This window comes from Halalkalicoccus paucihalophilus (genome assembly GCF_001593955.1).
Taxonomy (GTDB): Archaea; Halobacteriota; Halobacteria; order Halobacteriales; family Halalkalicoccaceae; genus Halalkalicoccus; species Halalkalicoccus paucihalophilus.
The window spans coordinates 424,543-448,092 of record NZ_LTAZ01000001.1; the positions used below are offsets into that span (position 1 = coordinate 424,543).

24 protein-coding genes and 1 tRNA gene are annotated in these 23,550 nt (G+C 64.5%); 16 read left to right on the forward strand and 9 right to left on the reverse strand.

Annotation, left to right across the window (positions count from 1 at the left end):
* Nucleotides 1–98 precede the first annotated feature (98 nt).
* From dps to HAPAU_RS02245, 4 genes are all read right to left on the reverse strand, one after another.
* On the reverse strand, nt 99–722 hold the full coding sequence (gene dps, locus HAPAU_RS02230; RefSeq protein ID WP_066378988.1) for a DNA protection during starvation protein: 624 nt from the start codon (nt 720–722) through the stop codon (nt 99–101).
* A gap of 120 nt (nt 723–842) precedes the next feature.
* Nucleotides 843–1,283 carry a DCC1-like thiol-disulfide oxidoreductase family protein gene (locus tag HAPAU_RS02235; RefSeq protein ID WP_066378992.1) on the reverse strand — a complete coding sequence of 147 codons (441 nt, stop codon included), beginning with the start codon at nt 1,281–1,283 and terminating at the stop codon, nt 843–845.
* A gap of 31 nt (nt 1,284–1,314) precedes the next feature.
* Nucleotides 1,315–1,692 (reverse strand): Hsp20/alpha crystallin family protein, encoded by a 378-nt coding sequence (locus tag HAPAU_RS02240; RefSeq protein ID WP_066378995.1) that lies wholly within the window; start codon nt 1,690–1,692, stop codon nt 1,315–1,317.
* Nucleotides 1,693–1,733: 41 nt separating this feature from the next.
* A complete protein-coding gene (locus HAPAU_RS02245) occupies nt 1,734–2,789 on the reverse strand; it encodes a type II glyceraldehyde-3-phosphate dehydrogenase (RefSeq protein WP_066378998.1) in 1,056 nt (351 codons plus the stop codon).
* A 222-nt stretch (nt 2,790–3,011) separates the two neighbouring features.
* On the opposite strand from HAPAU_RS02245, the gene gap reads away from it, so the two are divergent.
* Genes gap through HAPAU_RS02270 form a run of 5 tightly spaced genes read left to right on the forward strand, consistent with a single transcriptional unit; the run spans nt 3,012 to nt 7,589 of the window.
* Nucleotides 3,012–4,061, forward strand: coding sequence for a type I glyceraldehyde-3-phosphate dehydrogenase (gene gap, locus HAPAU_RS02250; RefSeq protein WP_066379000.1), 1,050 nt, complete (start codon nt 3,012–3,014; stop codon nt 4,059–4,061).
* Between the two features lie 37 nt (nt 4,062–4,098).
* Complete coding sequence (locus tag HAPAU_RS02255) at nt 4,099–5,298, forward strand: phosphoglycerate kinase (RefSeq protein WP_066379006.1); 1,200 nt, start codon at nt 4,099–4,101, stop codon at nt 5,296–5,298.
* A gap of 36 nt (nt 5,299–5,334) precedes the next feature.
* Nucleotides 5,335–6,273 (forward strand): aminopeptidase, encoded by a 939-nt coding sequence (locus tag HAPAU_RS02260; RefSeq protein WP_066379014.1) that lies wholly within the window; start codon nt 5,335–5,337, stop codon nt 6,271–6,273.
* A gap of 40 nt (nt 6,274–6,313) precedes the next feature.
* Entirely contained in the window at nt 6,314–6,961 is a 648-nt protein-coding gene (locus HAPAU_RS02265) for an HVO_0476 family zinc finger protein (RefSeq protein WP_066379017.1), read from the forward strand.
* A 1-nt stretch (nt 6,962) separates the two neighbouring features.
* Nucleotides 6,963–7,589, forward strand: coding sequence for a protein-L-isoaspartate(D-aspartate) O-methyltransferase (locus HAPAU_RS02270; protein ID WP_066379020.1), 627 nt, complete (start codon nt 6,963–6,965; stop codon nt 7,587–7,589).
* Nucleotides 7,590–7,616: 27 nt separating this feature from the next.
* Here the strand turns inward: HAPAU_RS02270 and HAPAU_RS02275 are convergent, their stop codons facing one another.
* A complete protein-coding gene (locus HAPAU_RS02275) occupies nt 7,617–8,012 on the reverse strand; it encodes a DUF5518 domain-containing protein (RefSeq protein ID WP_066379022.1) in 396 nt (131 codons plus the stop codon).
* 87 nt (nt 8,013–8,099) lie between these two features.
* Here HAPAU_RS02275 and HAPAU_RS02280 point away from each other — a divergent pair, with 87 nt between their 5' ends.
* The 3 genes from HAPAU_RS02280 to HAPAU_RS02290 are packed head-to-tail and all read left to right on the forward strand — an operon-like array spanning nt 8,100 to nt 9,478.
* The gene (locus HAPAU_RS02280; RefSeq protein ID WP_066379400.1) at nt 8,100–8,849 is read left to right on the forward strand and encodes a protein-L-isoaspartate O-methyltransferase family protein; all 750 of its coding nucleotides are present in this window, start codon (nt 8,100–8,102) and stop codon (nt 8,847–8,849) included.
* Nucleotides 8,850–8,873: 24 nt separating this feature from the next.
* Nucleotides 8,874–9,053: a hypothetical protein gene (locus HAPAU_RS02285; RefSeq protein WP_066379024.1), complete on the forward strand. Its 180-nt coding sequence runs from the start codon at nt 8,874–8,876 to the stop codon at nt 9,051–9,053.
* 59 nt (nt 9,054–9,112) lie between these two features.
* The gene (locus HAPAU_RS02290; RefSeq protein ID WP_066379026.1) at nt 9,113–9,478 is read left to right on the forward strand and encodes a rhodanese-like domain-containing protein; all 366 of its coding nucleotides are present in this window, start codon (nt 9,113–9,115) and stop codon (nt 9,476–9,478) included.
* Between the two features lie 67 nt (nt 9,479–9,545).
* Here the strand turns inward: HAPAU_RS02290 and HAPAU_RS02295 are convergent.
* Nucleotides 9,546–9,618, reverse strand: a tRNA-Asp gene (locus HAPAU_RS02295).
* A gap of 279 nt (nt 9,619–9,897) precedes the next feature.
* Between HAPAU_RS02295 and HAPAU_RS02300 the strand changes: the two genes are divergently transcribed.
* The 6 genes from HAPAU_RS02300 to HAPAU_RS02325 are packed head-to-tail and all read left to right on the forward strand — an operon-like array spanning nt 9,898 to nt 18,115.
* Nucleotides 9,898–10,122 (forward strand): DNA-directed RNA polymerase subunit H, encoded by a 225-nt coding sequence (locus HAPAU_RS02300; protein WP_066379028.1) that lies wholly within the window; start codon nt 9,898–9,900, stop codon nt 10,120–10,122.
* Nucleotides 10,122–11,687 carry a DNA-directed RNA polymerase subunit B'' gene (locus HAPAU_RS02305; protein ID WP_066379029.1) on the forward strand — a complete coding sequence of 522 codons (1,566 nt, stop codon included), beginning with the start codon at nt 10,122–10,124 and terminating at the stop codon, nt 11,685–11,687. Before HAPAU_RS02300 ends, HAPAU_RS02305 begins: the two co-directional genes overlap by 1 nt.
* A 16-nt stretch (nt 11,688–11,703) precedes the next feature.
* Nucleotides 11,704–13,530, forward strand: coding sequence for a DNA-directed RNA polymerase subunit B (gene rpoB / locus HAPAU_RS02310; RefSeq protein WP_066379031.1), 1,827 nt, complete (start codon nt 11,704–11,706; stop codon nt 13,528–13,530).
* Nucleotides 13,531–13,548: 18 nt separating this feature from the next.
* Nucleotides 13,549–16,509 (forward strand): DNA-directed RNA polymerase subunit A', encoded by a 2,961-nt coding sequence (locus tag HAPAU_RS02315; protein WP_066379033.1) that lies wholly within the window; start codon nt 13,549–13,551, stop codon nt 16,507–16,509.
* Nucleotides 16,502–17,695 carry a DNA-directed RNA polymerase subunit A'' gene (gene rpoA2 / locus HAPAU_RS02320; protein ID WP_066379036.1) on the forward strand — a complete coding sequence of 398 codons (1,194 nt, stop codon included), beginning with the start codon at nt 16,502–16,504 and terminating at the stop codon, nt 17,693–17,695. Before HAPAU_RS02315 ends, rpoA2 begins: the two co-directional genes overlap by 8 nt.
* On the forward strand, nt 17,696–18,115 hold the full coding sequence (locus tag HAPAU_RS02325) for a NusA-like transcription termination signal-binding factor (protein WP_066379039.1): 420 nt from the start codon (nt 17,696–17,698) through the stop codon (nt 18,113–18,115).
* Nucleotides 18,116–18,241: 126 nt separating this feature from the next.
* Here the strand turns inward: HAPAU_RS02325 and HAPAU_RS02330 are convergent, their stop codons facing one another.
* Complete coding sequence (locus tag HAPAU_RS02330; RefSeq protein ID WP_066379403.1) at nt 18,242–19,090, reverse strand: phosphatase PAP2 family protein; 849 nt, start codon at nt 19,088–19,090, stop codon at nt 18,242–18,244.
* Between the two features lie 346 nt (nt 19,091–19,436).
* Between HAPAU_RS02330 and HAPAU_RS02335 the strand changes: the two genes are divergently transcribed.
* Nucleotides 19,437–19,865, forward strand: coding sequence for a 30S ribosomal protein S12 (locus HAPAU_RS02335; RefSeq protein ID WP_066379047.1), 429 nt, complete (start codon nt 19,437–19,439; stop codon nt 19,863–19,865).
* A complete protein-coding gene (locus HAPAU_RS02340; protein WP_066379050.1) occupies nt 19,865–20,479 on the forward strand; it encodes a 30S ribosomal protein S7 in 615 nt (204 codons plus the stop codon). Before HAPAU_RS02335 ends, HAPAU_RS02340 begins: the two co-directional genes overlap by 1 nt.
* A gap of 120 nt (nt 20,480–20,599) precedes the next feature.
* Here HAPAU_RS02340 and HAPAU_RS02345 read toward each other — a convergent pair whose 3' ends face one another.
* Together HAPAU_RS02345 and HAPAU_RS02350 are read right to left on the reverse strand one after the other, a co-directional pair.
* Nucleotides 20,600–22,171 (reverse strand): glycosyltransferase family 39 protein, encoded by a 1,572-nt coding sequence (locus HAPAU_RS02345; protein WP_066379053.1) that lies wholly within the window; start codon nt 22,169–22,171, stop codon nt 20,600–20,602.
* Nucleotides 22,172–23,539, reverse strand: coding sequence for an NAD(P)/FAD-dependent oxidoreductase (locus HAPAU_RS02350; RefSeq protein WP_066379055.1), 1,368 nt, complete (start codon nt 23,537–23,539; stop codon nt 22,172–22,174).
* Nucleotides 23,540–23,550 lie beyond the last annotated feature (11 nt).

A 23,550-nucleotide genomic window follows, 5' to 3' on the forward strand; every position in this document is an offset into this window, starting at 1 on the left:
TCGAGCGCCGATATCGTCGTTTCGTCGACCGGGTCCACGAGGCTGTCGAGCCACTCGGCTAACCGATCGGAAAACGGAAAACTGGGACGGGTCCGGACTTAGGCGCTGTCGTTAAACCGGTTGTTCGTCGAGAGGGGCGCGTCGCCGGGCTCGCCGCGGACGAAGTGGCCGGCGGGGTTGACCTCGCCGTCGCGTTCCATGCTGAGCAGCTCGATGAACCACGCCTCGTGATCCATCTCCTCCTGGAGGATGCGCTGGGCCATGTCGTAGGTCCGAGGGTCGCAGTCGCGGGTCATGTCACAGACCTCGCTCCAGGTGCGGATCGCACAGCGCTCGGCCTCAAGCAGCACCTCGAGGATGTTCTCGGGCTGTGGGTCCTCGGGTAGCTCGGCGTCGGGACACGACGCGCGGTCGGCGAACTCGCGGATGTCGTTGGGGATCATGCCGTCGAGCTCGTAGATCCGGGGCATGACGAGTTCGAAGTGGGCGCGGTCCTCGAGACGCGCGTCCTCGGTGATCTCCTTGTAGTCCTCGTTGCCCGCCAGATGCGTGCGGAGGTTCGTGTAGTAGTAGTACGTGGTGAACTCCGCGCCGATCGCGTCTATCAGTTTCTCGCGGATTTCCTCGGGGTCACCGCCTCGCTCCCGAATCGTCTCCATTCCGACGCGCTGGCTGGTATCGCCCGGATCGACACTGCCGCTCCCGTGCTGTTTCTCGCTCATGATTTCCTCCGATTCGATAAACGGTTTTGCGATACTTAAAATGTGGTTGTCGAATCGCTACATGTCCTTTCAGTTCGATAAACCCATATACTTGCTCGGAGGGGTGAAACTTCCGGGACGCTACGTCACGACGGCGGTGCTCTCCGCCTCCCTCGAAAGCGCCTCGAAGCGTTTGCCGGCCCCGGCGGTGAGGGGGTACCTGTCGTGGTACGGGTCGGGATCCCGATCTTGGCCGACGACCGTCCCGATGGCGTCAGCGATTTCCTCGTAGTTCTCACCGACGATATCCTGAACGAGTACCGGGAGGCTGGCCCGTTCACAGAGTTCGCTCGCGGCGGCCCGACCCGCGTAGACGCGCCCCTCCTCGCTGTCGACGAACACCAGCGCGAAGGGAACCTCCTCGAACTGCGCGGCGAGGAACTCCTGGGCAGGATCGTCGTACCACGGGATCGCGCCGACGCCCGGGAGTCGGCGCAATGCCGTTGCGGCCGCCGAACAGAGCGGGCACTCGCCGTCGTAGATCAGGACGCCGTGATACTCGGAATCGTCGGCCTCGATCATACTCCGAGTTCGGGTGGGCGGAGAATAAGCGTTAATCGACGTCGATCGCGGCCGATCCGTCCGCGCGCGCGAGCGTGACTTCGAGTACACCGTTGTTGTAGGTCGCACGCGCCGAGTGCTCGTCGACCCGGCCGGGGAGCGTGATCCGTTCGTCGTAGTCCCGGTGGTCGTTGGCGGCGCTGATGGTCAGGGCCTTCCCGTCGCAGGTCAGCCCGATATCGCCCTTCTCGACGCCCGGAAGGTCCGCGACCACGCGGATCTCCTCGTCGGTCTCGTAGATGTCGACGTGCGTATCACTACCGAAGCCCGCGTCGCTGACCTCGACGCCGCCGCCCATCACGTCGTTCATCATCCGCTCGAGTTCGCGGAAAATATCGTCGAAAGGGTCGTTGCGGTCGTCGCGTCTCATACCTGGGATAGGTGCCTGTGTGACAAAAGGCTTTGCGGGCCTCAGGGAGCCGGCGAGGAGATCGTCGGGATCTCCCGAGTACCGGGCAGTCCGATCCCCAAGCTCTCGTTCGTCATCGCCATGCTCTCGTCTCTTCCCGCCAACCCCGTCATCGCACGGATCGCATCGACGTTCTCGGGGATCACGTCGCTCTCCTGGTGGATCGCTTGGAACAGATACAGTTCCGAGTCCTGGACGTTGATCGACTCGCCCCAGACGCAGTTCTCCCAGAGGTCGCCCCGCGGCCGACCCCGATCGCGTGCCAACTCCCGGAGCTTGCCCGTCCCATCGATCGCCAGACCGTCGTCGACGACGAAGATACGCGACTCCCCCGCGAGTAGCTCGCGGACCTCCTCCGAGGAGGGTTCGCTCTCGAGTTCGATGTTCAGGCTGTGCATGTGCATCAGCGTCGTCGGCACGGTCAGTCCCATCGTGTCGATCGAGAGGTCGGGGAAGATCGTGTTGACGTCGGGACCGTGGTGTGAAGGGACCGTGATCGGATCGGGCAGGATGTCGTTGATCGGGCCCCGTCCCGTCTGGTCGGGATCCCCGCCCCGCCGAACGAGCGTTGCACGGACCTTCTCGACGCCGTAGGCCTCCTCGAGAGGGGAAACGAGCCGCGAGATCCCCGTCGTGTTACACGAGACGACCCGGACGTACTCCGCACCCTCGGCGTCCTCGAAGTTCGCCCGCGCGTTGAAGCTGGTGTCGACCAGACTGTCCGACTCCTTGCCCTGAAGGATCGCGGGGGTCCCGGCGGCCTCGTAGCGCGGGCGGTTCTCGGCGCCGATCCCGCCGGGAGTGGCGTCGACGACGATGTCGCTTTCTGCGATCAGATCCTCGCTCGTCCCCGCTACCTCGTAGCCTGCCTTTCGAAACGCACTCACGCGGTCCTCACGGGCGGAGTAGAGTGTGTATCCTCGGCGCACCGCACCGTCGGCACCGAAATCGGGACTGGCCTTCGAGACGCCACAGACTTCCATATCGGGCTGGGCGGCGACCGCGTCCGCGACGCGCTTGCCGATGGTGCCGTAGCCGTTGATACCGACCTGTAACATACACGTGTCTGTGGGGTGCCAAAGGGAATAATATTTACGAGTTAATAGTTAAGAAAGTAACTCGCCGCCGAGTAACTCGATCCGTCGGAGGCTTGGGGTGTGAATAAACCCGCTGAGACCGTATGGACGTATACGACGAGTAGCGGCGTGGAAACGCCGGTTATGCACCGCCTATCCCGAATAGGCGTAAGATACTTACTACTGGATAACAATAACTCAAATATGAGTAAGAACTTCGGTTCGGGGCCGGTACGGGTGGGGCTCAACGGGTTCGGGCGGATCGGTCGGAACGTCTTCCGGGCCGCCATGGAGACGCCCTCGATCGAGCTGGTGGGCATCAACGACATCATGGACGTCGAGGACATGCACTACCTCGCGAAGTACGATACCGTTCAGGGACGCCTCGACGGGCTCGAACTCGACGGCGAGACGCTCGTCTACGAAGGGAACGAGGTCCCGACGTTCAGCGAGAAGGACCCGACCCAGTTGCCGTGGGAGGACCTGGATGTCGACGTCGCCTTCGAGGCGACGGGCATCTTCCGTACCCGCGAGGACGCCGCCCAGCACCTCGAGGCTGGTGCCGATAAGGTGATCATCAGTGCGCCGCCAAAAGGCGAGGACCCAGTCCGGACGGTCGTCTACGGCGTCAACCACGAGGAGTACGACGGTGACGATATCGTCTCGAACGCTTCTTGCACTACGAACAGCGTCGCGCCAGTCGCGAAGGTGCTCGACGAGGCCTTCGGCATCGAGTCGGGCCTGCTGACGACGGTTCACGCCTACACCGGCACGCAGAACCTCGTCGACGGGCCCTCGGGCAAGACGCGGCGCGGGCGGGCCGCCGCCGAGAACATCATCCCGACCTCGACAGGTGCGGCCCAGTCGACCACCGAGGTCCTGCCGAACCTCGAGGGGAAACTCGACGGGATGGCCATGCGCGTGCCCGTTCCGACCGGATCGATCACCGACCTCGTCGTCGACCTCGAGGCCGATGTCGGGACCGAGGAAGTCAACGAGGCGCTTCGCGAGGCCGCGGACGGGGACCTGAAGGGCGTGCTCGGGTACACCGACGACGAGATCGTCTCCCGGGACATCGTCGGCCTGCCCTTCTCCTCCTACGTCGACCTCGATTCGACGCTCTCGGTCGAGGGCGGGCAGGTCAAAGTGCTCGCGTGGTACGACAACGAGTTCGGCTTCGCCAGCCGGATGCTCGACCTCGCACAGTACATCGTCGCGCAGGACGAGGAAACGCGCGCCGAAGCGGCGGCGTAGGGCGGGCTTTATTATCGCGGTCGATCTCTCCACACCCATGTTCGAAACGCTCGACGACCTACCCGAGGAGGGGCGCTTGCTGGTACGGATCGACGTCAACTCGCCGGTCGAGAACGGTGAGGTACAGGACAACCGCCGGTTCGCGCGCCACGCCGGAACCCTTCGGGAACTCGCCGACGCCGGCCACCCTCTTGCGGTTCTCGCCCACCAAGGCCGGCCCGGGCGGGACACCTTCGTCTCGCTTGAACAGCACGCCGAGATCCTCTTCGAGCACCTCGACCGCGAGGTGCGGTACGTTCCCGACACCTACGGCGAGGAGGCGTTGGAGGCGATTCGCAACCTCGGAGCGGGTGAGATCCTCCTCCTCGAAAACGTCCGGATGGTCGACGAGGAACTCGCCGACCGCACGCCCGAGGAACACGCAAAGAGCGCGCTCGTCGAGACCCTTTCTCAGGAATTCGACGCCTACGTCAACGACGCCTACTCCACCGCCCATCGCGGACATGCCTCGATCGTCGGCTTCCCGCAGGTGATGGACTCGTATGCGGGCCGTGTCATGGAGGTCGAGTACGAGGCCAACTCCGCGATCCAGGAACGGGAGTTCGACGGCCACGTCGCGATGGTGCTGGGGGGGACGAAGGCCGACGACCTCATCGGCGTCATGGAGCGCGTCGAGGACACCGTCGACACCTTCCTTATGGGCGGGATCGTCGGCGAGCTGTTCCTCCGGGCGGCGGGCCACGACGTCGGCTACGACGTCGAGGGCACTGACTTCTTCGACGAGCAGTGGGACGACCAGGAGGAGACGATCCGCGAGCTGCTCGATTCCTATGGGGGTCGGATTCTCCTCCCCGTGGATCTCGCCTATGAGGACGACGCGGGCGAGCGCGCCGAAGTAGCGGTCGAGGGCGTCGAAAAGGAGGCCTCGTTTCTCGATGTCGGGAGCGAGACGGTCGAGGGGTACGAGGAGGTCGTCGCCGACAGCGAGGCGGTCTTCGTCAAGGGCGCACTGGGCGTCTTCGAGGACGAACGCTTCTCGAAGGGGACGGTGGGGGTTATCGAGGCCATCGCCAAAACGGACTGCTTTTCGGTGGTCGGCGGGGGCGATACGTCGAGAGCGATCGGGATGTATGGCCTGAGCGAGGACGACTTCTCGCACGTCTCGATCGCGGGCGGGGCATACGTCCGGGCGCTGACGGGCGAATCGCTGGTCGCCATCGAGGCGCTCTCGGGGTAAGGCAACGCCTAACCGCCCTCCGGACGACCCTCCGACATGGCTCTTAGACCCGCCGCCGAGACGGCGATCCGACAGTGTATGGCCCTCCAGCCGGACGAATCGTGTGCGATCGTCACCGACGACCGGAGACGGGCGATCGGCGAGGCCCTCTACGAGGTGGCACGCGAGATCACCGACGACGCGGTCCTACTCACGTACCCGCCGGGCCCCCAGCACGGCGCCGAACCGCCGGCACCGGTCGCCGCGGCGATGGGCGGCGCGGACGTGGTACTCGCCCCGACCAGCAAGAGCCTGAGCCACACCCGCGCGCGCGGTGCGGCGACCGACGCGGGGACGCGCGCGGCCACCCTCCCGGGGATCACCGAGGAGGTCTTCAGGACCGGTCTGGAGGCCGACTACGAGCGTATCCGCGAGGAGTGCAACCGGATGCTCGAACGGGTTGCGGATGCGACGGAGATCCGCGTGACCTCGCCGCAGGGAACGGACATCACCGTCGAGCCGGGCGAGCGCGAGTGGCTCGCGGATACGGGGATCGTCCACGAACCGGGCGACTTCTCGAACCTCCCGGCAGGGGAGGTGTTCGTCAGCCCCGAGACAGCCGAGGGAATCTACGTGGTCGACGGGACGATGCACCCCCACGGGCTGCTCGATGACGAGATCGAAATCGAGGTCGAGGAGGGCTACGTCACCTCGGTGAGCGATCCAGAGGTTCGAGCCGAGTTGAAAGAAGCCGCCGAGGAAGTGGGCAAGGGCGCCTACAACCTCGCCGAACTCGGAATCGGGACGAACCTCGCGGTCACCGAGTTGGTGGGGAGCGTTCTCCTCGACGAGAAGGCGGCCGGAACCGTCCACATCGCTATCGGGGACGACGCGGGCATCGGCGGGGACACGGACGCGCCGATCCATTCGGACGGGATCCTCCGGGAGCCCACGGTCTACGCCGACGGGGTAGAAGTGGACCTCCCACGACCCTGACCACAGACGACTTTTATAGCGCGATACACTATCCCCTCCAATGAGCAATACAGCGAGTCAGGTGGCGCTTTCGTGTCCCTCGTGTTCGCCCGAGGAGGCGACGGTCCACGAGGTGCTGAAACCCGGCGGGCAGGCGACGGTGCGGTGTACGGCCTGCGGGCACACCCACAAGACGAAAATCGAGGAGGAAAGCGACGTGGAGATCGACGTGATCGTCTCACAGGACGGCGAGTCGTTCTCGACGAGCGCCGACGTGCCCGAACGCGAGGAACTCGCCGTCGGCGAGGAGTTCGTCCTCGATACCGAGGAGGCGATCATGCTCGTGCGGATCACGAGCATTGAACTCGGCGAGGACAGGCGGGGCGAGAGCGCCCCTGCCGAGGAGATCCGAACCCTGTGGACCCGCGCGGTCGACAACGTCTCGGTCAACCTCACCGTCCACCCCAACGAGAAACGCGAGGAGAGCCGAAGCGTCAAACTGCAGGTGCCCGGCGACCACGACTTCACCGTCGGCGAACGCGAGGAGATGGGCGACGAGGAGTTCGTCATCACGGGGATCCACGTCAAACGCGACGCGACGGGCTATCACCAGTCGAAACTCGACTTCGAAGGGGACACCGTCCGGGCGAAGGACGTCAAACGCCTCTACGGCGAGGACGATTCGCCGACCGCGTGGTCCGTCTGGTAGGATGAACCACGAGGCCGCACGCGGGGCGCTCGTCGATCGGCTCGCCCGCCGTGAGGGGCTCTCCGAGTCCACGATCGCGGCGATGAAGGCGGTACCGCGCCACGAGTTCGTTCCCTCCGACCGACGGGACGACGCCTACGCCGACCGACCGCTGCCGATCGGCGACGACCAGACCATCAGCGCCCCGCACATGGTGGCGATCATGACCGATCTGCTGGGGGTCGAGGCGGGCGATTCGGTGCTGGAAGTCGGGACCGGCTGTGGCTATCACGCCGCCGTCACGAGCGAGGTCGTCGGCCCGGAGAGCGTTTTCAGTGTCGAGTTCAGCCCCGAACTCGCCGAGCAGGCGAGGGGGACGTTAGAGCGGATCGGCTATGGCGATATCAGTATCAGAGAGGGAGACGGCCGCGAGGGGTGGCCCGAGGGTGCCCCCTACGACGCCGCCTACGTCACCTGTGCGGTCCCGGAGATCCCCGCCGCCGTCGTAGACCAAGTCCGTTCCGGAGGGGTAATCCTCGCACCGGTCGGTGACTGGTCCCAGACCCTCGTCCGTGCTCGCATCGGGGAGGACGCTGTGGCGGAGCGTGAGACCCACGGTGCGGTTCGGTTCGTCTCGGTCCGGGGCTGATCGCCGGATGGGGCGTCCCGAGACCGGCTACGGGTGTCGCTCGACCGGTTCGGATCGGCGTTTCAGTTCGTACTCGGCGGTCAGATACGCGCCGAGATACCCGCCGAGTGCACTCAGTCCGACCACGTACAGCGCGCCCACGAGCAGGGCGGCGACGACGACGATCAGCGAGACTGCCGTCCCGGTGGGATCGAGGGTGAAGATCCCGACGAACCCAACGATGGCGAGTCCGAGGAGGCCAAGCGGGACGAGCGCGATCAGCCCGGAGAGGGCGCCGCTTCGGACGCCTCCTTGCGTGTCCGTCCCCTGGAGATAGGCGGTGACAGCGCCGCCGGCGATCGGAGCCAGGGGGACGAACCACGAGAGGACCGTGGTGACGACCGCGCCGATCAGCGCGTGAGTGAGGGTGTCCGAGTCCTCCATAGTCTAACTTGTACGCGTATCGATATGATCGTACCGGTCGTTCGGACAAGCGCGCGACTCTTGGTGCTCGGTCGCCGAGAACCGTGTATGGACCCCGCCGTCCTGCGAGAGGACATGGTCGATAGCCTCGAACACGAGGCCAAGGCCGCCCTCGACACCGAACGGGTCGCCCTCGCGATGCGAGACGTCCCCCGCGAGGCGTTCGTCGACGACGAGCGTCTCGCGTACGCCGACCGCGCGACCGAGATCGACGGGACGACCGTCCTCGCACCCAGCACCGCCGCCCGCCTCCTCGAAGCGCTCGACGCCCGCGAGGGCGATTCGATCCTCGTCGTCGGCGTCGGCGTCGGCTACACCGCCGCCGTTCTCGCCGAACTCGGTGACGCGACGAACGTCCACGCCGTCGACATCGACCGCAACATGGTTCATACGGCCCGCGAGAACCTCGATCGAACCGGCTACGGTGCGACACTCGTCGACTGCCGGGACGGCTCGCGGGGCCTCCCCGAGTACGCCCCGTTCGACCGCATCCTCGTCGAGGCCGCCGCCGTCCGGCCGCCTCGGGCGCTGCTCGACCAGCTTTCCGGGGATGGACGACTCGTCATGCCGATGGGCACGAGCGGACAGACGCTCGTCGCGCTCGATTCCACCGGAACGGTCCTCGAACGGATCTGTCCCGTCGCCTTTCGGCCGCTGCTCCTCGAGGGCCAACAGCCCGGGCGGCTCGAACGCAACCGGACCGAGCGCGAAGATAGGGAGTTCGCGGAGCGCAACGCCCAGCGCCGTCACGGCTGGGAACAGGAGTGGATCGACTGGGACGGCGGCCGATACCGCTAAGTCGTCGCTGTCGGATGGGAGGACATGGCCCGTTCACGGGGCGATCCACGCGTGCTGTTCGTCCTCAACGTCGTCCTCTCGTCGCTGTTTTGCTATCTCGTCCTCCGTGGGCTCGCGTTCGTCGGGGCCGTCGAGTTCACGTGGGTTCTCCTGGCGGGGTCGACGGCCGCGCTCGTCGTCGTTACTCGTCTCGTTACCCGGTGAGGGCGTTTGTCGGCCCGACAGCCACAAGACGTATTCCCACCGTCGATGGTTGGATAGCAATGGCCGATCGAACCGAACCGACCGCCCACGAGTGCGCTCCCGAGCGGTTCTTCAAAGTCGTCGCCCGGTCGAAGAGTTACGTCCTCGACGTTCACATCCCCGAACAGCGACACATCGAGGGCACGGACGCGTTCGTCCCCTACGATAGCATCCGCGAGCATCGGGATCTCCTTCCCGACGAGGACACCCCGATCACGCTGTACTGTCGCAGCGACGGGATGAGTCGGGAGGTCACCGACGTTCTCCTCGAAATGGGCTACGAGGAGGTCTACCTCCTTCGAGGCGGTATTCAAGCATGGGAAGACGAAGGACTACCGCTTTCGGAGTACCGGTTCTGCGAGCCGGGCGTCCGTACCGACGGATAGCCCTTTCGGACCGTTGAGTCACTCACACCCCGGGAAACCGATCGCTCGCGGATGTGAACCCAGAAGACGCCCGGAGCGGGATTTGAACCCGCGTCACGACCGTGACAGGGTCGTATGATGGGCCACTACACCATCCGGGCGAACGCATCTCCACCTTTCCGGCTTGCAGACTTAAGGCTTTCCAAACGACCGGCCCGTGTGCCGTCTACCCAAAACACTCATTTCGGTTCCTCCCCTACCGGATCGTATCAGCCCCGGATCGCAGACGACCGGTATTCGTCGCGTCCGCCGCGACCGGCGGACCGAGTAGCGTCCGCTATCTAGAGTGGAAACGCTTAACTATACGTCGCCGTTACGTGCCTGTAGTATCTCGTGACAGCAGCTTCTCTCGCCAGCCAGCCGTCGGACACAGCACACACATGGATGTAAGTGAACACACCCTGGTACCCGAGCACAGCCTCATGGACGAGGCGGACCTCGATGAGGTGCTCGCGGAGTACGACATCAAACGCACAGACCTACCGAAGATCAAACGCACCGATCCCGCGCTCCCGGACGAAGCCGAGGTCGGTGACGTCGTAAAGATCGTTCGTGACTCACGGACGACCGATCGAGCCATCGTCTACCGATTGGTGATCGAATAATGAACGGGACACACCGACGGACGATCTCCGAGGAGTACTTCTCGAAGGAACGACTCGCAGAACACCACTTTCGCTCCTTCAACGACTTCCTGAATCGAGGGATGCAACAGGTCGTCGACGAAAAGGAGACGATCGACACCGACATCGGCGACAAGGAGGGCCAAGAGCCCGTCTACGTCGAACTCGGCGACGTCCGCGTCGTCACCCCTCGCGTGCGGGAGGCCGACGGGAGCGAAGAGCTCCTGTATCCACAGGAAGCGCGCCTCCGAAACATCACCTACTCCGCACCCGTGTTCATGGAGATGTCGATCGTCAAGGGCGGCGAGGAGGAAGAAGAGCGGGTCGTCGACACGACCGAGACCAAGGTCGGCCGGATGCCGATCATGGTCGGCTCCGATAAGTGTAACATCGCCGGCTTCTCCGACGAGGAACTCATCGACATCGGCGAGGACCCCGCCGACCCCGGGGGCTACTTCCTCGTCAACGGCTCCGAGCGCGTGCTGATGACCAGCGAGGACCTCGCGCCCAACAAGATCCTCGCCGAATACGACAGCAAGTACGGCGACGAGATCCAGGTCGCCAAAACGTTCAGCCAGCGCCGCGGGTATCGCGCGCTCGTCCTCTGTGAGCGCGGCCGTGACGGCCTGCTCGAGGTCTCGTTCCCCTCCGTGTCGGGCTCGATCAACTTCGTCACGCTCGTTCGCGCACTCGGACTCGAATCCGACGAGGAGATCGTCCACCGGGTCAGCGATGACCCCGAGATCGTGAAGTACATGCTCGAGAATCTGGAGGAAGCAGACGTCCAGACCACCGAGGAGGCCATCGAAACACTCGGAAAGCGCGTCGCCTCGGGACAGGGCAAGAACTACCAGCTCAAACGGGCGAACTACGTCATCGACCGATACCTGCTGCCACACCTCCACGAGGAGGGCGTCCCCGACGAGGACGTCCGGATCAACAAGGCCTTTTATCTCTGTCGGATGGCCGAGGCGTGTTTCGAACTCGCCCTTCAGCGCCGCGACTCCGACGACAAGGACCACTACGCCAACAAGCGTCTCAAGGTCAGCGGCGACCTGATGACCGACCTCTTCAGGACGGCGCTGAACAAGCTCGCCCGCGACGTGAAGTACCAGCTCGAACGCGCGAACATGCGAAACCGCCAACTCTCGGTGAACACGGTGGTTCGCTCGGACGTGCTGACCGAACGCCTCGAACACCCCATCGCAACCGGTAACTGGGTCGGCGGCCGCTCGGGCGTGAGCCAACTGGTCGACCGGACGGACTTCATGGGCGTTCTCTCGCACCTGCGTCGGCTTCGTTCGCCGCTCAGCCGCTCGCAACCGCATTTCGAGGCGCGTGACCTGCACGCGACCCAGTGGGGTCGGATCTGTCCCTCCGAGACCCCCGAGGGGCCGAACTGTGGGCTGGTGAAGAACTTCGCCCAGGCGATGGAGCTGACCCAGAACATCGAGGACGAACAGGGACTTAAACGAGAACTGGCGTCGATGGGCGTCGAGGGCATTCCGGGCCTCGAATCGACCACGCGAACGCCCGCGGACGACTAATCCCAATTACCAACACATGGCACAGGCACGAGACGCGAAAGTGTACGTCAACGGCAGTCTGGTCGGTACGCACCCCGACCCCGAACAGCTCGCAGAACAGGTCAGAGAGGCGCGACGCCGCGGCGAGGTCAGCGAGATGGTCAACGTCTCGGTGAAAGAGCGCACCCAGGAGGTCGTGATCAACGCCGACGCCGGGCGCGCGCGGCGGCCCCTGATCGTCGTCGAGGACGGCGAGCCACTGATCACCGACGAGGCCGTCGAAGCGCTCGAGAACGGCGAGGTCGAGTTCGACACCCTCGTCGAACAGGGCTACATCGAGTTCATCGACGCCGAAGAGGAAGAGGACATCTACGTCGGCGTCGACCGCGAGGAACTCACCGACGAACACACCCACCTCGAGATCGACCCCTCGCTGATCTTCGGGATCGGCGCGGGCATGATCCCGTATCCCGAACACAACGCCTCGCCCCGGATCACGATGGGTGCGGGGATGATGAAACAGTCGCTCGGGCTTCCGAGCGCGAACTACCGGATCCGCCCCGACACCCGCCAGCACCTGCTTCACTACCCGCAGCTGTCGATGGTCAAGACCCAGACCACCGAACAGATCGGGTTCGACGAACGGCCCGCCGCCCAGAACTTCGTCGTGGCAGTCCTGAGCTACGAGGGGTTCAACATCGAGGACGCGCTCGTGATGAATCAGGGCTCGGTCGATCGGGGACTGTCACGTTCGCACTTCTTCCGGACCTACGAGGGCGAAGAACGGCGGTATCCCGGCGGTCAGGAGGACCGCTTCGAGATCCCGAGCGAGGACGTCCGCGGGGGCCGCGGTGAGGAGGCCTACACGCACCTCGACGAGGACGGGTTGGTAAACCCCGAGACGAACGTCAGCGAGAGTTCCGTCCTACTGGGCAAGACCTCCCCGCCGAAGTTCCTCGAAGAGCCGGACGACATGGGCGGAATGGGCGTCCAAAAGCGCCGCGAGACGAGCGTGACGATGCGAAGCGGCGAGTCGGGGATCGTCGACACCGTCACCCTGATGGAGGGCGAAGACGGCTCGAAGCTCTCGAAGGTGAAGGTACGCGACGAGCGGATCCCCGAACTCGGCGACAAGTTCGCCTCACGACACGGGCAGAAAGGGGTCGTTGGCCACCTCGCCCCTCAGGAGGACATGCCCTTCACGCAGGAAGGAGTCGTTCCCGATCTGGTCGTCAACCCCCACGCGCTGCCCTCGCGGATGACCGTCGGCCACGTCCTGGAGATGCTCGGCGGCAAGGTCGGGTCCTTAGAAGGACGGAGAGTGGACGGGACCCCCTTCTCGGGCGAGAGCGAAGAGGAAATGCGCGACGCGCTCGAGGAACGCGGATTCATGTCCTCGGGCAAGGAGGTCATGTACTCGGGCGTCTCCGGCGAGAAGGTCGAGGCCGAGGTCTTCGTCGGGACCATCCTCTATCACAAGCTGTATCACATGGTCTCGAACAAGCTGCACGCCCGCTCGCGCGGGCCAGTGCAGGTACTGACCCGCCAGCCCACCGAGGGTCGCGCCCGCGAGGGTGGGCTCCGCGTGGGTGAGATGGAGCGCGACACCGTCATCGGCCACGGCGCGGCGATGGTGCTCAAGGAGCGCCTGCTCGACTCCTCGGACCGCGAGTACATCGACGTCTGTGGGAACTGCGGGATGACCGCCGTCGAGAACGTCCAACAACAGCGCGTCTACTGTCCGAACTGCGGCGAGGAGACCGACATCCACGAGATCGAGATGAGTTACGCCTTCAACCTCCTGCTCGACGAGATGAAGGCGCTTGGCATCGCACCGCGACTCGAGCTGTCGGAGGCAGTCTAACTCCCCACTACCCAATATATGCCACCACAAACCACACCCAAACAGATCGACCACATCGACTTCGGGCTGATGGATCCCGAGGAGTACCGGGACATGAGCGCGACGAAAATCATCACCGCCGACACCTACGACGACGACGGCTTCCCCATCGACATGGGATTGATGGACCCCCGACTGGGCGTCATCGACCCCGGACTCGAGTGCAAGACGTGTGGGAAGCACTCGGGGGCCTGTAACGGCCACTTCGGCAACATCGAACTCGCCGCGCCCGTCATCCACGTCGGCTTCACGAAGCTCATTCGCCGGCTACTGCGGGGAACCTGTCGAGAGTGTTCGCGCCTCCTCCTCACGGAGGACGAAAAGGAGGAGTTCCGCGAGGAACTCGTCCGCACGCGCGAACTCGCGGACGACGTCAACGACGTGACCAAGGCGGCGATCCGACAGGCCCGGAAGGCCAACTCGTGTCCCCACTGCGGAGAGGTCCAGTTCGACATCCAACACGAAAAGCCCACGACCTACTACGAGGTCCAGCAGGTCCTGACCAGCGAGTACTCCGAGCGGATCGCGGCGGCGATGCAGCCCGACGAAGACGAGGAGGATGGCGAGGCGACGACGCCGCCCGAACTCGCAGAGGAGACCGACATCGACGTCTCCCGTATCAACCAGATCCTCTCGGGCGAGTTCCGTCCCCGACGCGCGGATCGAGAGGCCATCGAGAAGGCGCTGGGGATCGATCTGACCGAGGAAGACCTCAACAAGCTGATGCCCTCGGACATCCGCGACTGGTTCGAGGACATCCCCGACGAGGACATCGAGGTGCTGGGGATGAACCCCGAGAAGTCCCGCCCCGAGTGGATGATCCTCACTGTCCTTCCCGTTCCGCCGGTCACGGCCCGACCCTCGATCACGCTCGACAACGGCCAGCGCTCCGAGGACGACCTCACCCACAAGCTGGTCGACATCATCCGCATCAACCAGCGGTTCATGGAGAACCGCGAGGCCGGTGCGCCCCAACTGATCATCGAGGACCTCTGGGAACTGCTGCAGTACCACGTCACCACGTTCATGGACAACGAAATTTCGGGGACACCTCCGGCCCGTCACCGCTCCGGGCGCCCCCTCAAAACGCTCAGCCAGCGTCTAAAGGGCAAGGACGGGCGGTTCCGAAACAGCCTCTCGGGCAAGCGCGTGAACTTCTCGGCCCGGACTGTGATCAGCCCGGATCCGACCCTCTCGCTCAACGAGGTCGGCATCCCGAAACACGTCGCAAACGAGATGACCCAGACGATGGTCGTCACCGAGCGAAACATCGAGCAGGCCCGCCAGTACGTCGCGAACGGGCCAAACGAGCACCCGGGTGCGAACTACGTCCGACGGCCCGACGGCCGCCGGCTCAAAGTAACGGAGAAGAACTGCGAGGCGCTCGCCGGCCTCGACGACGAGGCCGCCGAGATCCAGAGTCTCGCGCCCGGTTGGGAGGTCAACCGTCACCTGGTCGACGGGGACATCGTGATCTTCAACCGCCAGCCCTCGCTGCACCGGATGAGTATCATGGCCCACGAGGTGGTCGTGATGCCCTACAAGACGTTCCGACTCAACACCGTCGTCTGCCCGCCCTATAACGCCGACTTCGACGGCGACGAGATGAACCTCCACGCGCTGCAGTCGGAGGAGGCCCGCGCGGAGGCGCGCGTGCTGATGCGGGTCCAGGAACAGATCCTCTCGCCCCGGTTCGGCGAGAACATCATCGGAGCGATCCAGGACCACATCTCCGGGCTCTACTTGCTGACCCACGAGAACCCACGGTTCAACGAGACACAGGCGCTCGACCTGCTGCGCGGGACCGAGGTCGACGAGCTGCCCGAACCCGACGGCGACGAGGGGACCGGCCCGTACTGGACCGGCCGGACGATCTTCTCCCAGTTGCTCCCCGACGGGCTGGACCTCGAGTTCACCTCCTCGGCGGGCGATGCCGTCGTCATCGAGGACGGGACGCTACTTGAGGGCACCGTCGACGAGGACGGCGTCGGCGCGTTTGGCGGCGAGGTCGTCGACCGACTCGTCAAGGAGTACAGCGAGACCCGCGCACGCGTGTTCGTCAATGAGGTCGCGAGCCTCGCGATGCGTGCGATCATGCACTTCGGATTCAGCCTGGGGATCGACGACGAGTCCATCCCCGAGGAGGCCGGCGAGCAGATCGACGAGGCGATCCAGAACGCCTACGACCGCGTTCAGGAACTCATTACGACCTACGAGAACGGCGACTTAGAGAGCCTGCCCGGTCGGACGGTCGACGAGACCCTCGAGATGAAAATCATGCAGACGCTCGGAAAGGCCAGGGACAGCGCGGGCGACATCGCCGAAGACCACTTCGCGGACGACAACCCCGCGGTGATCATGGCCGAGTCCGGCGCGCGTGGTTCGCTTCTCAACCTCACACAGATGGCCGGCTGTGTCGGTCAGCAGGCAGTGCGCGGCGAGCGGATCAACCGCGGCTACGAGGGCCGAACCCTGAGCCACTACCAGGAGGGCGACCTCTCGGCGGAGGCCCACGGCTTCGTCGAGAACTCCTATCGGGCGGGGCTCACCCCCCGGGAGTTCTTCTTCCACGCGATGGGCGGCCGCGAGGGGCTGGTCGACACCGCGGTCCGGACCTCGAAGTCGGGCTACCTGCAACGCCGGCTGATCAACGCGCTCTCGGAGCTTGAAACGCAGTACGACGGCACCGTGCGCGACACCTCCGATAAGATCGTCCAGTTCGAGTTCGGCGAGGACGGCACCTCGCCGGTCCGGGTCTCCTCCTCGGAGGAGCCCGACATCGACGTCGAAACGATCGCGGATCGCGTCCTCGCCGAGGAGTTCGACTCCGAAGAGGAGAAACGAGCGTTCCTCGGGCGGCGCGAGCCGTCGACGAACCTCTCGGAACACGCGGACGCACGGCGCATGAGCAACATCATGGAGGTCGAATCCGATGACTGAATACGACGTAACCGACGACGTAGCGGCGGTCGTCGAGGACACGGACCTGCCTCGACGGCTCAAAGAGCGCGTCTACGAAACGATCGAGGCACGCGACGTGACCACCGAACAGGCCGACGAGATCGCCCGCGGCGTCGAGAGCAAGTACCTCGACACCCGCGTCGATCCGCTCGACCCCGTCGGGACCGTCTCGGCCCAGTCGATCGGCGAGCCCGGAACGCAGATGACGATGAACACGTTCCACTACGCGGGCGTCGCCGAGATCGACGTCACGCAGGGGCTTCCCCGACTGATCGAACTGGTCGACGCCCGGAAGACGCCTGATACGCCGATGATGACGGTGTATCTCGAAGACGAGTACGCGACCGACCGCGAGAAAGCGCACGAAGTGGTCTGGAACATCGAGGCGACGCGCATCCTCGCGCTGGGCGACGTCTCGACGAACGTCGCGGACATGAACGTTCAGATCGACCTGAACGCCGACACCTTGGAGGAGCGGATGATCACCCCCGAGGAGGTCGCAGAGATCATCGAAGATTCCTTGGGTGTCTCGACCATCCAGCAGGGGACGGCGATCCAGTTCGGCCCCGAACAGCCGAGCTACCGGGACCTGCTCCAGTTGGTCGAAGAACTGCGCGAGATCGTCTTCAAGGGGATCGAGGAGGTCTCCCGGGTCGTCGTCCGAAAGGAGGACACCGACGAGAGCCCCGAGGGCGAAGAGGAGTTCGTCCTCTATACGGAGGGCTCGGAGTTCGGCGACGCGCTCGCGATCGAGGGCGTCGATTCCTCACGCACGACGTGTAACAACATCCACGAGATCTACCGCAACCTCGGCGTCGAGGCCGCCCGTGAGACGATCATCAACGAGACGATGGACACCCTGCGCGAGCAGGGCCTCGACGACGTGAACGTCCGACACCTGATGCTCGTTTCGGACATCATGACCACGCGTGGTACCATCGAATCCATCGGTCGCCACGGCATCTCGGGCAACAAGGACAGCGTGCTAGCGCGTGCGGCCTACGAAGTCACCGTGAATCACCTGCTCGACGCGGCGATCCACGGAGAGGTCGACGACTTGAACGGCGTCATCGAGAACGTCATCGTCGGCAAGCCGATCAAACTCGGGACCGGCGACGTCGACCTGCGGATGGGGTCGATCTCATCGCCGACCAGTTCGGATTAGATGGCTCGAACCCTCTCGGACGATGCGCGACGGTATATCGCCGCCTTCGAGAACGTGACCGGCGCGAGTGCGATCGACTGCGTGATCGACGAGGATCGGCTCGTGTTCGTCGTAGGCGCCGGAGATATGGGCCAAGCGATCGGTCCCGGCGGTGAGACGGTTCACCGGCTCGAAGACCGACTCGACAGGGCAGTCGACCTCGTCGAGGACGCAGACACCCCCGAGGCGTTCGTCGCGAACGCGCTCTCGCCCGCGGCGGTCTATCACGTCACTATCAGCGAGAACGACACCCTCGTGGCGTATGCGGAGGTCGCCGAGGACGATCGCGGCGTCGCGATCGGCTCCGAAGGGAAGAACATCGAGACGGCCCGGACGCTGGCGAAACGACACTTCGACCTCGACGACATCCAGTTGACCTGAGAACGTCGCCGACTCTCCTACCTGTTTCGAACCGGATCCGCTATCGATTCGCCCGGCAACCGCATCAGGATACGTTTGACCGAAGCGATAGGCAGTTCTGCGGTCCGCAGGGACGCGAAACGGAGATCAGTCTTGGGTCTCGGTTTCGATACTGGTGTGTGGTTTGGGGACCTTCCGGTTTTCCGCCCACGAGACGAACCACCGGGCGAGATAGACGCTGGCGACCGCGAGGATCATCCCGGCGAGGACGTCGATCAGCCAGTGGATCCCCAGGTACATCGTCGAGACGACGATGCTGAGTACGAACACCGCACTGATCCACAGCCAGTGGGGGTAGTGGTCGCGGGTCCACCACGCGAACAGCAAGACGGTCATCGCCATCGAGGTGTGCAGCGACGGGAAGACGTTCGAACTCGTGTTGATCGCCGCCGTGAGCGTCATGATCTCCGGGAACTGCTCGAACATCGGCTGGCCGACCTCGCTCGGAAGAGCCCGGCGAGGGCCGTACGCGATGAACAACGTATAGAAGACGGTGCCGGCACCGTAGTTGATCATGTAGGCGACGAGTAGCTCCTTGAGGTACCGTTGTGTCGGCAACAGCAGGTACGCGACGATCGGGAAGACCAGCACGAACGCGAAGCCGAACACGTAGGCGAACGAGAAGTACCAGACGGCGGCCTCCATGGGGAGAGCCGCCTGTAACTGGCCGACGAGCCCGCCCTCGAGAGCGACCAGAGTGTCGGTGATGTTGACACCGATCACTCCGGAGAGTGTCGTCGTCAGCTGGTGGGCGAGTTTGTTGAGGAGGTAGACGACCCCGAGTCCGACGAGATACGGTCCGGACTCCCGGATCTGATAGCGTAGTTCGGCGCGGGCTTCGCTGATCGAGTCGAGTCCGATGACGATCACGCTGGTGGCCATCGTCATGAGAACTACTCCACTCACGACGATCAGAAGGATGGTGATCAGGTCCATCGACTCCCTCCGACAGGTGTCGTCCCGCGGGCGTTGTCCCTCGAACACCGGATTGTCCGGGAATCTACCCCGTTACCGGTAGAAATCGACGTTCGAGGCTGTCGTATCTGGCCGATTACACAACCCATCACAGTAGTACACTATCGTGCCGAAGGGTAAATACTCCTCCGGTACTGGTGCCAGTACGCTACACTGTCTCATACGCCGGTGGTTGCCACATCCCTCGAAGGGTCAGACCCCCTCAGTGAACGTTCGGCCGCGACAGGTGCTTCCAGGATCCACCGCCCACACGTCGACGGCTCAAAAGGCGAGCCTTAAGTGGCTCGATGGGGTAGAAACCGGTACTATGGGAAACGGCAAGTACGCGGCGCGTAAACTCAAGCGCGACCGCCAGAACCACCGGTGGTCGGACTCGGAGTACGCCCGCCGGGAGCGTGGTCTCCGGAAGAAATCCGACCCCCTCGAGGGCGCACCGCAGGGCCGGGGCATCGTCCTCGAGAAGGTTGGTATCGAGGCGAAACAGCCCAACTCCGCGATCCGAAAGTGTGTTCGAGTCCAGCTGATCAAGAACGGCAAGCAGGTCACCGCGTTCTGTCCCGGTGACGGCGCGATCAGCTTTATCGACGAACACGACGAGGTGACCATTGCGGGTATCGGCGGCGCGAAGGGTCGTGCGATGGGCGACCTCTCGGGCGTGAACTACAAGGTCGACAAGGTAAACGGCGTCAGCCTGCTCGAACTCGTTCGAGGAAACGCCGAGAAACCGGTGCGATAATGGCAGAAAGCGAAGCCCCCGAGCCGGAGCAGCCGGCCGGCTCGGACGAGATCGATACCGACGCACTGCTCTTTGGCCGCTGGAAGACCGACGAGATCGAGTACGCCGACCCGAGTACCAAACGCTACATCTCGGTGACGCCCATCGCACACACGATGGGCCGTCACGCCGGCAAGCAGTTCCAGAAGAGCGAGATCAGCATCGTCGAGCGGCTGATCAACCGCCTGATGCAGACCGAGGAGAACACCGGCAAGAAGCAGCAGGCGCTCGGGATCGTCCGTGACGCCTTCGAGATCGTCCACGACCGAACGGAAGAAAACCCCGTTCAGGTACTCGTCCACGCCGTCGAGAACGCCGGCCCCCGCGAGGAGACCGTCCGCCTGAAGTACGGCGGGATCTCGGTTCCCAAAGCGGTGGACGTCGGTCCCCAGCGCCGTGTCGATCAGTCCCTGAAGTTCCTCGCCGAGGGCGCGTACAACGCCTCCTTCAAGACCTCGACGGACGCAAGCGAGGCGCTCGCACAGCAGTTGATCGGCGCGGCGGACTACGACGTCCAGACGTACGCAATCAACCAGAAAGAGGAAAAAGAGCGCGTCGCCGCGGCCGCCCGCTAGAGTCGCTTCTCCCGTTTCAGGGTCTTTCTCGTACTCGTTTACGAGCCCGGACGCCTCGCAATTCGCAATCGACCAGCGACCGCACCGCCGACGGCACGGTCAATCCGCGGGCGCCCGTCCTCAGTCGGTCACCCGAAAGACCGTCACGCCGTCGTTCGCGTAGGCGAGTTCGTAGCGCTCGTGTTCGACCATCGATCGTCGGTCGTCGAACCGGTCGTTGTCGACGTAGACGTAGTCAGGGTCGATGTCGTACTCCTCGGTAGTTTCGTTTACGCAGGCGGCATCGTCACAGGCGGCCAGATCGTCGTGAAGCGCGTGCTGTCGTTCGTATCGCTCCTGTGTGGTCCACTCGGCGCCCCACCAGACGGTCAGGCTGGTTCGGTCGGCGACGAAGGGGAACCACTCCGCGGCGTTGTCGAGGACGACGAACTGTGCGTCCGGCGGCGTCTCGCGTGCGGCCCACTCCATGGCCTCGATGTCGTCGTCGTCGACGTACGCTCCCAGCGAGTTCCGTTGTTCGAACGGCGGGTCGCCGGTCACGTAGAGCGCGCCGAACCACGTCGTCGAGAGGATCAGCGCCGCGAGCGCGACGGTCGTGACGGTCTCGCCGTCGGCTCGCCCGAGGCGACGCGGAACGACCTCGGCGAGCCACGGGACGACCGCACCGACGACCGCCATCCCGATCAGCATCGCACCGGGGATGTAGGCGAACCGTACCTGCGTGATGGTGATGATCGTGACGACGAACCACGCCGGTAGGACGTAACGGCGCTTCGTAAGCGCGTAGACGGCTCCGGCCAGCGCCGTCGACGCGATGAGTATCTCCGAGGGGAACCCGGCGTCGTTGAACAGGACCACGGCTTCGAGGACCGCGTCGAGTTCCGTTATTCCGAGCCCACCGTGGGTGTTCGAGGCGCTGAGGATCGTCCCGGCGCCGTAGGTCCGGATCACGTAGAGCCACCACGGCGCGCCGACGATCGCACCGCCGAGGGCGACGCCCGCCCCGTGGAGCAGTCCGCGAACGGAGCGGTCGAAGGCGGCGAACAACACGAGGTAGGAGATCCCGAAGTACGCCATCTGAACCGGATGGGTCAGCATCGTCAGGCCGTAGAGGACCGCGCCTGGGAGGATCCAGCGTCGATCGCCGGTTTTGAACAGGCGCACGCCGACGTAGAGTCCGATCAGGAGGAACAACACGGCCGGGGACCGGACCGCCCCGCCCCCGGAGATGTGCCAACGCGTGATCTGCGGGGCGGTCGCGAAGACGACGGTCGCGACCCCGGCTTGTCTGATCGGGAGGAACTCCCGGGACAGATAGAAGTACGGAACCAAGAGGAGAACGAACGCGACACCCGGAAGCAGGCGGCTGATCAACAGCGGGTCGATCCCGACGTCGATCAGGACCGCCATGACGTAAAACATCAGCGGCGGGTACGCGAAGGGGAGTCCCTCGGCGGTGTACAGCGGGATGACCTCGGGTCTGCGATAACCGTTCTCGATCAGGACCTCGGCCATGTGGGGAAACAGCGCCGTCGCGTAGGCGGGATAGGGCTTGTTGAGGAAGTACCCCGCGACGACGAGGCTGCCCGCGAGCACCGAAACGACGAGCCAGAAGCGCTCCTCGTCGAAGATCGACGCCACGGAAAACGTCTCCGACTCCTCGCGTTCGCTCCGGCCGTACTCGTCGGCCATTTATTCGGTCTGCCCTGCGATGGGCTGGCGGGTTTTCGTCCCTTCGTCGATCAGGTCCGCACACGCGTAGCCGGCCTCGATCGCGCCGTTCAGACTCCGCTCGGGGTACTGAGCGCGACTCGCCATGCCCGCGTAGTAGACCCCCTCGCCGACCGAGGTAGAAAGGTCGTAGGGGACGACCATGTCGAGGTAGCCCCGCTCGTAGACCGGCGCACTCCGGGGGTTTCTGGCCGTCCGGATCCAGTTCACGCTGGTAGAATCGAAGTCGGGAAACAGCGACTCGAGACCCGAGAGCCACGTCTCTTCGACCTCCTCGTCGTCCATCCGCCAGAGGTCCTCCTCGGGGCTCTGGATGTAGCTCGCGGCGTACAGCAGGTGTTCGCCGCCGTAGCGCGAGCGGGGAACGAAGTTGGTGTGTTCGAGCAGCGCGCCGAAGGGTGCCTCGTCGGCAATATTGAGCCAGTAGGTGTCCATGAGCGATTCCTCGAGACTCAACACGGAGCAGACCGTCCCCTGGAACTCGATGGCACACTCGTAGCCAGTCAGTTCCTCCAGTACGTTCGGCATCGCGGCGACGACGGCGCTGTCGACGTCGTGGCGCTCCGTCGTTCCCTCGCGCTCGACGACGAGCCGATCCACGCCGCCGCCCGAGAGTTCGATGTCCGTTACGCTCGCGCCGGTGGTGATGTTCTCCCGCCCGACGGCCTCGATCAGCGCGTCGATCAGCCGGGCGAACCCGCCGTCGAAGTAGCCGAGGATCTCCCCGCGCATGAGGTCGCGCTCGCCGCGGAATTTCACCCGCCCGAGCAGCCACGCGGCGCTGACCGCCTCCTTTCGGGAGCCGAACTTCGCGTCCAACAGCGGTTCGAAGAAGTTCTCGTAGATCCCGCGGGTGGTGTGTTCGAGTAAGAACTCCCTCACCGGGACGTCCTCGTAGTCCTCGATGTCCTCGTAGGTGTCGAATCGTGGCATCCCCCCTCGAAGGTCGATCTCCTTGGTGAGGGCGGCCAGCCGGACCTTGTCGTAGAGGCTCATGTGGGGGTACGCGAGGATCTCGAAGGGCGTATCGAGCGGGTGGACCTCGCCGTCGACGTAATAGGCGTTCTTCCCGATGCGCCACTCGATCTCGGTCCCGAGCCCGAGTTCCGAGGCGAGTTCGACGATGGTGTGTTCGGACTTCGAGAGGTGGTGGTAGAACTGCTCGATGGGGTCGCCTGCGGTCTCGTAGGTCGCGGCCAACCCGCCGATATCGTCGCTCGCCTCGAATATTCGAACGTCGTGGCCCCGCCTTTGTAACCGGTAGGCAGCGGCCAGTCCGGCGATTCCTCCGCCGACGATCCCGACGGTGTCCGCGTCAGTTCGTATCATATGAGTAGTAG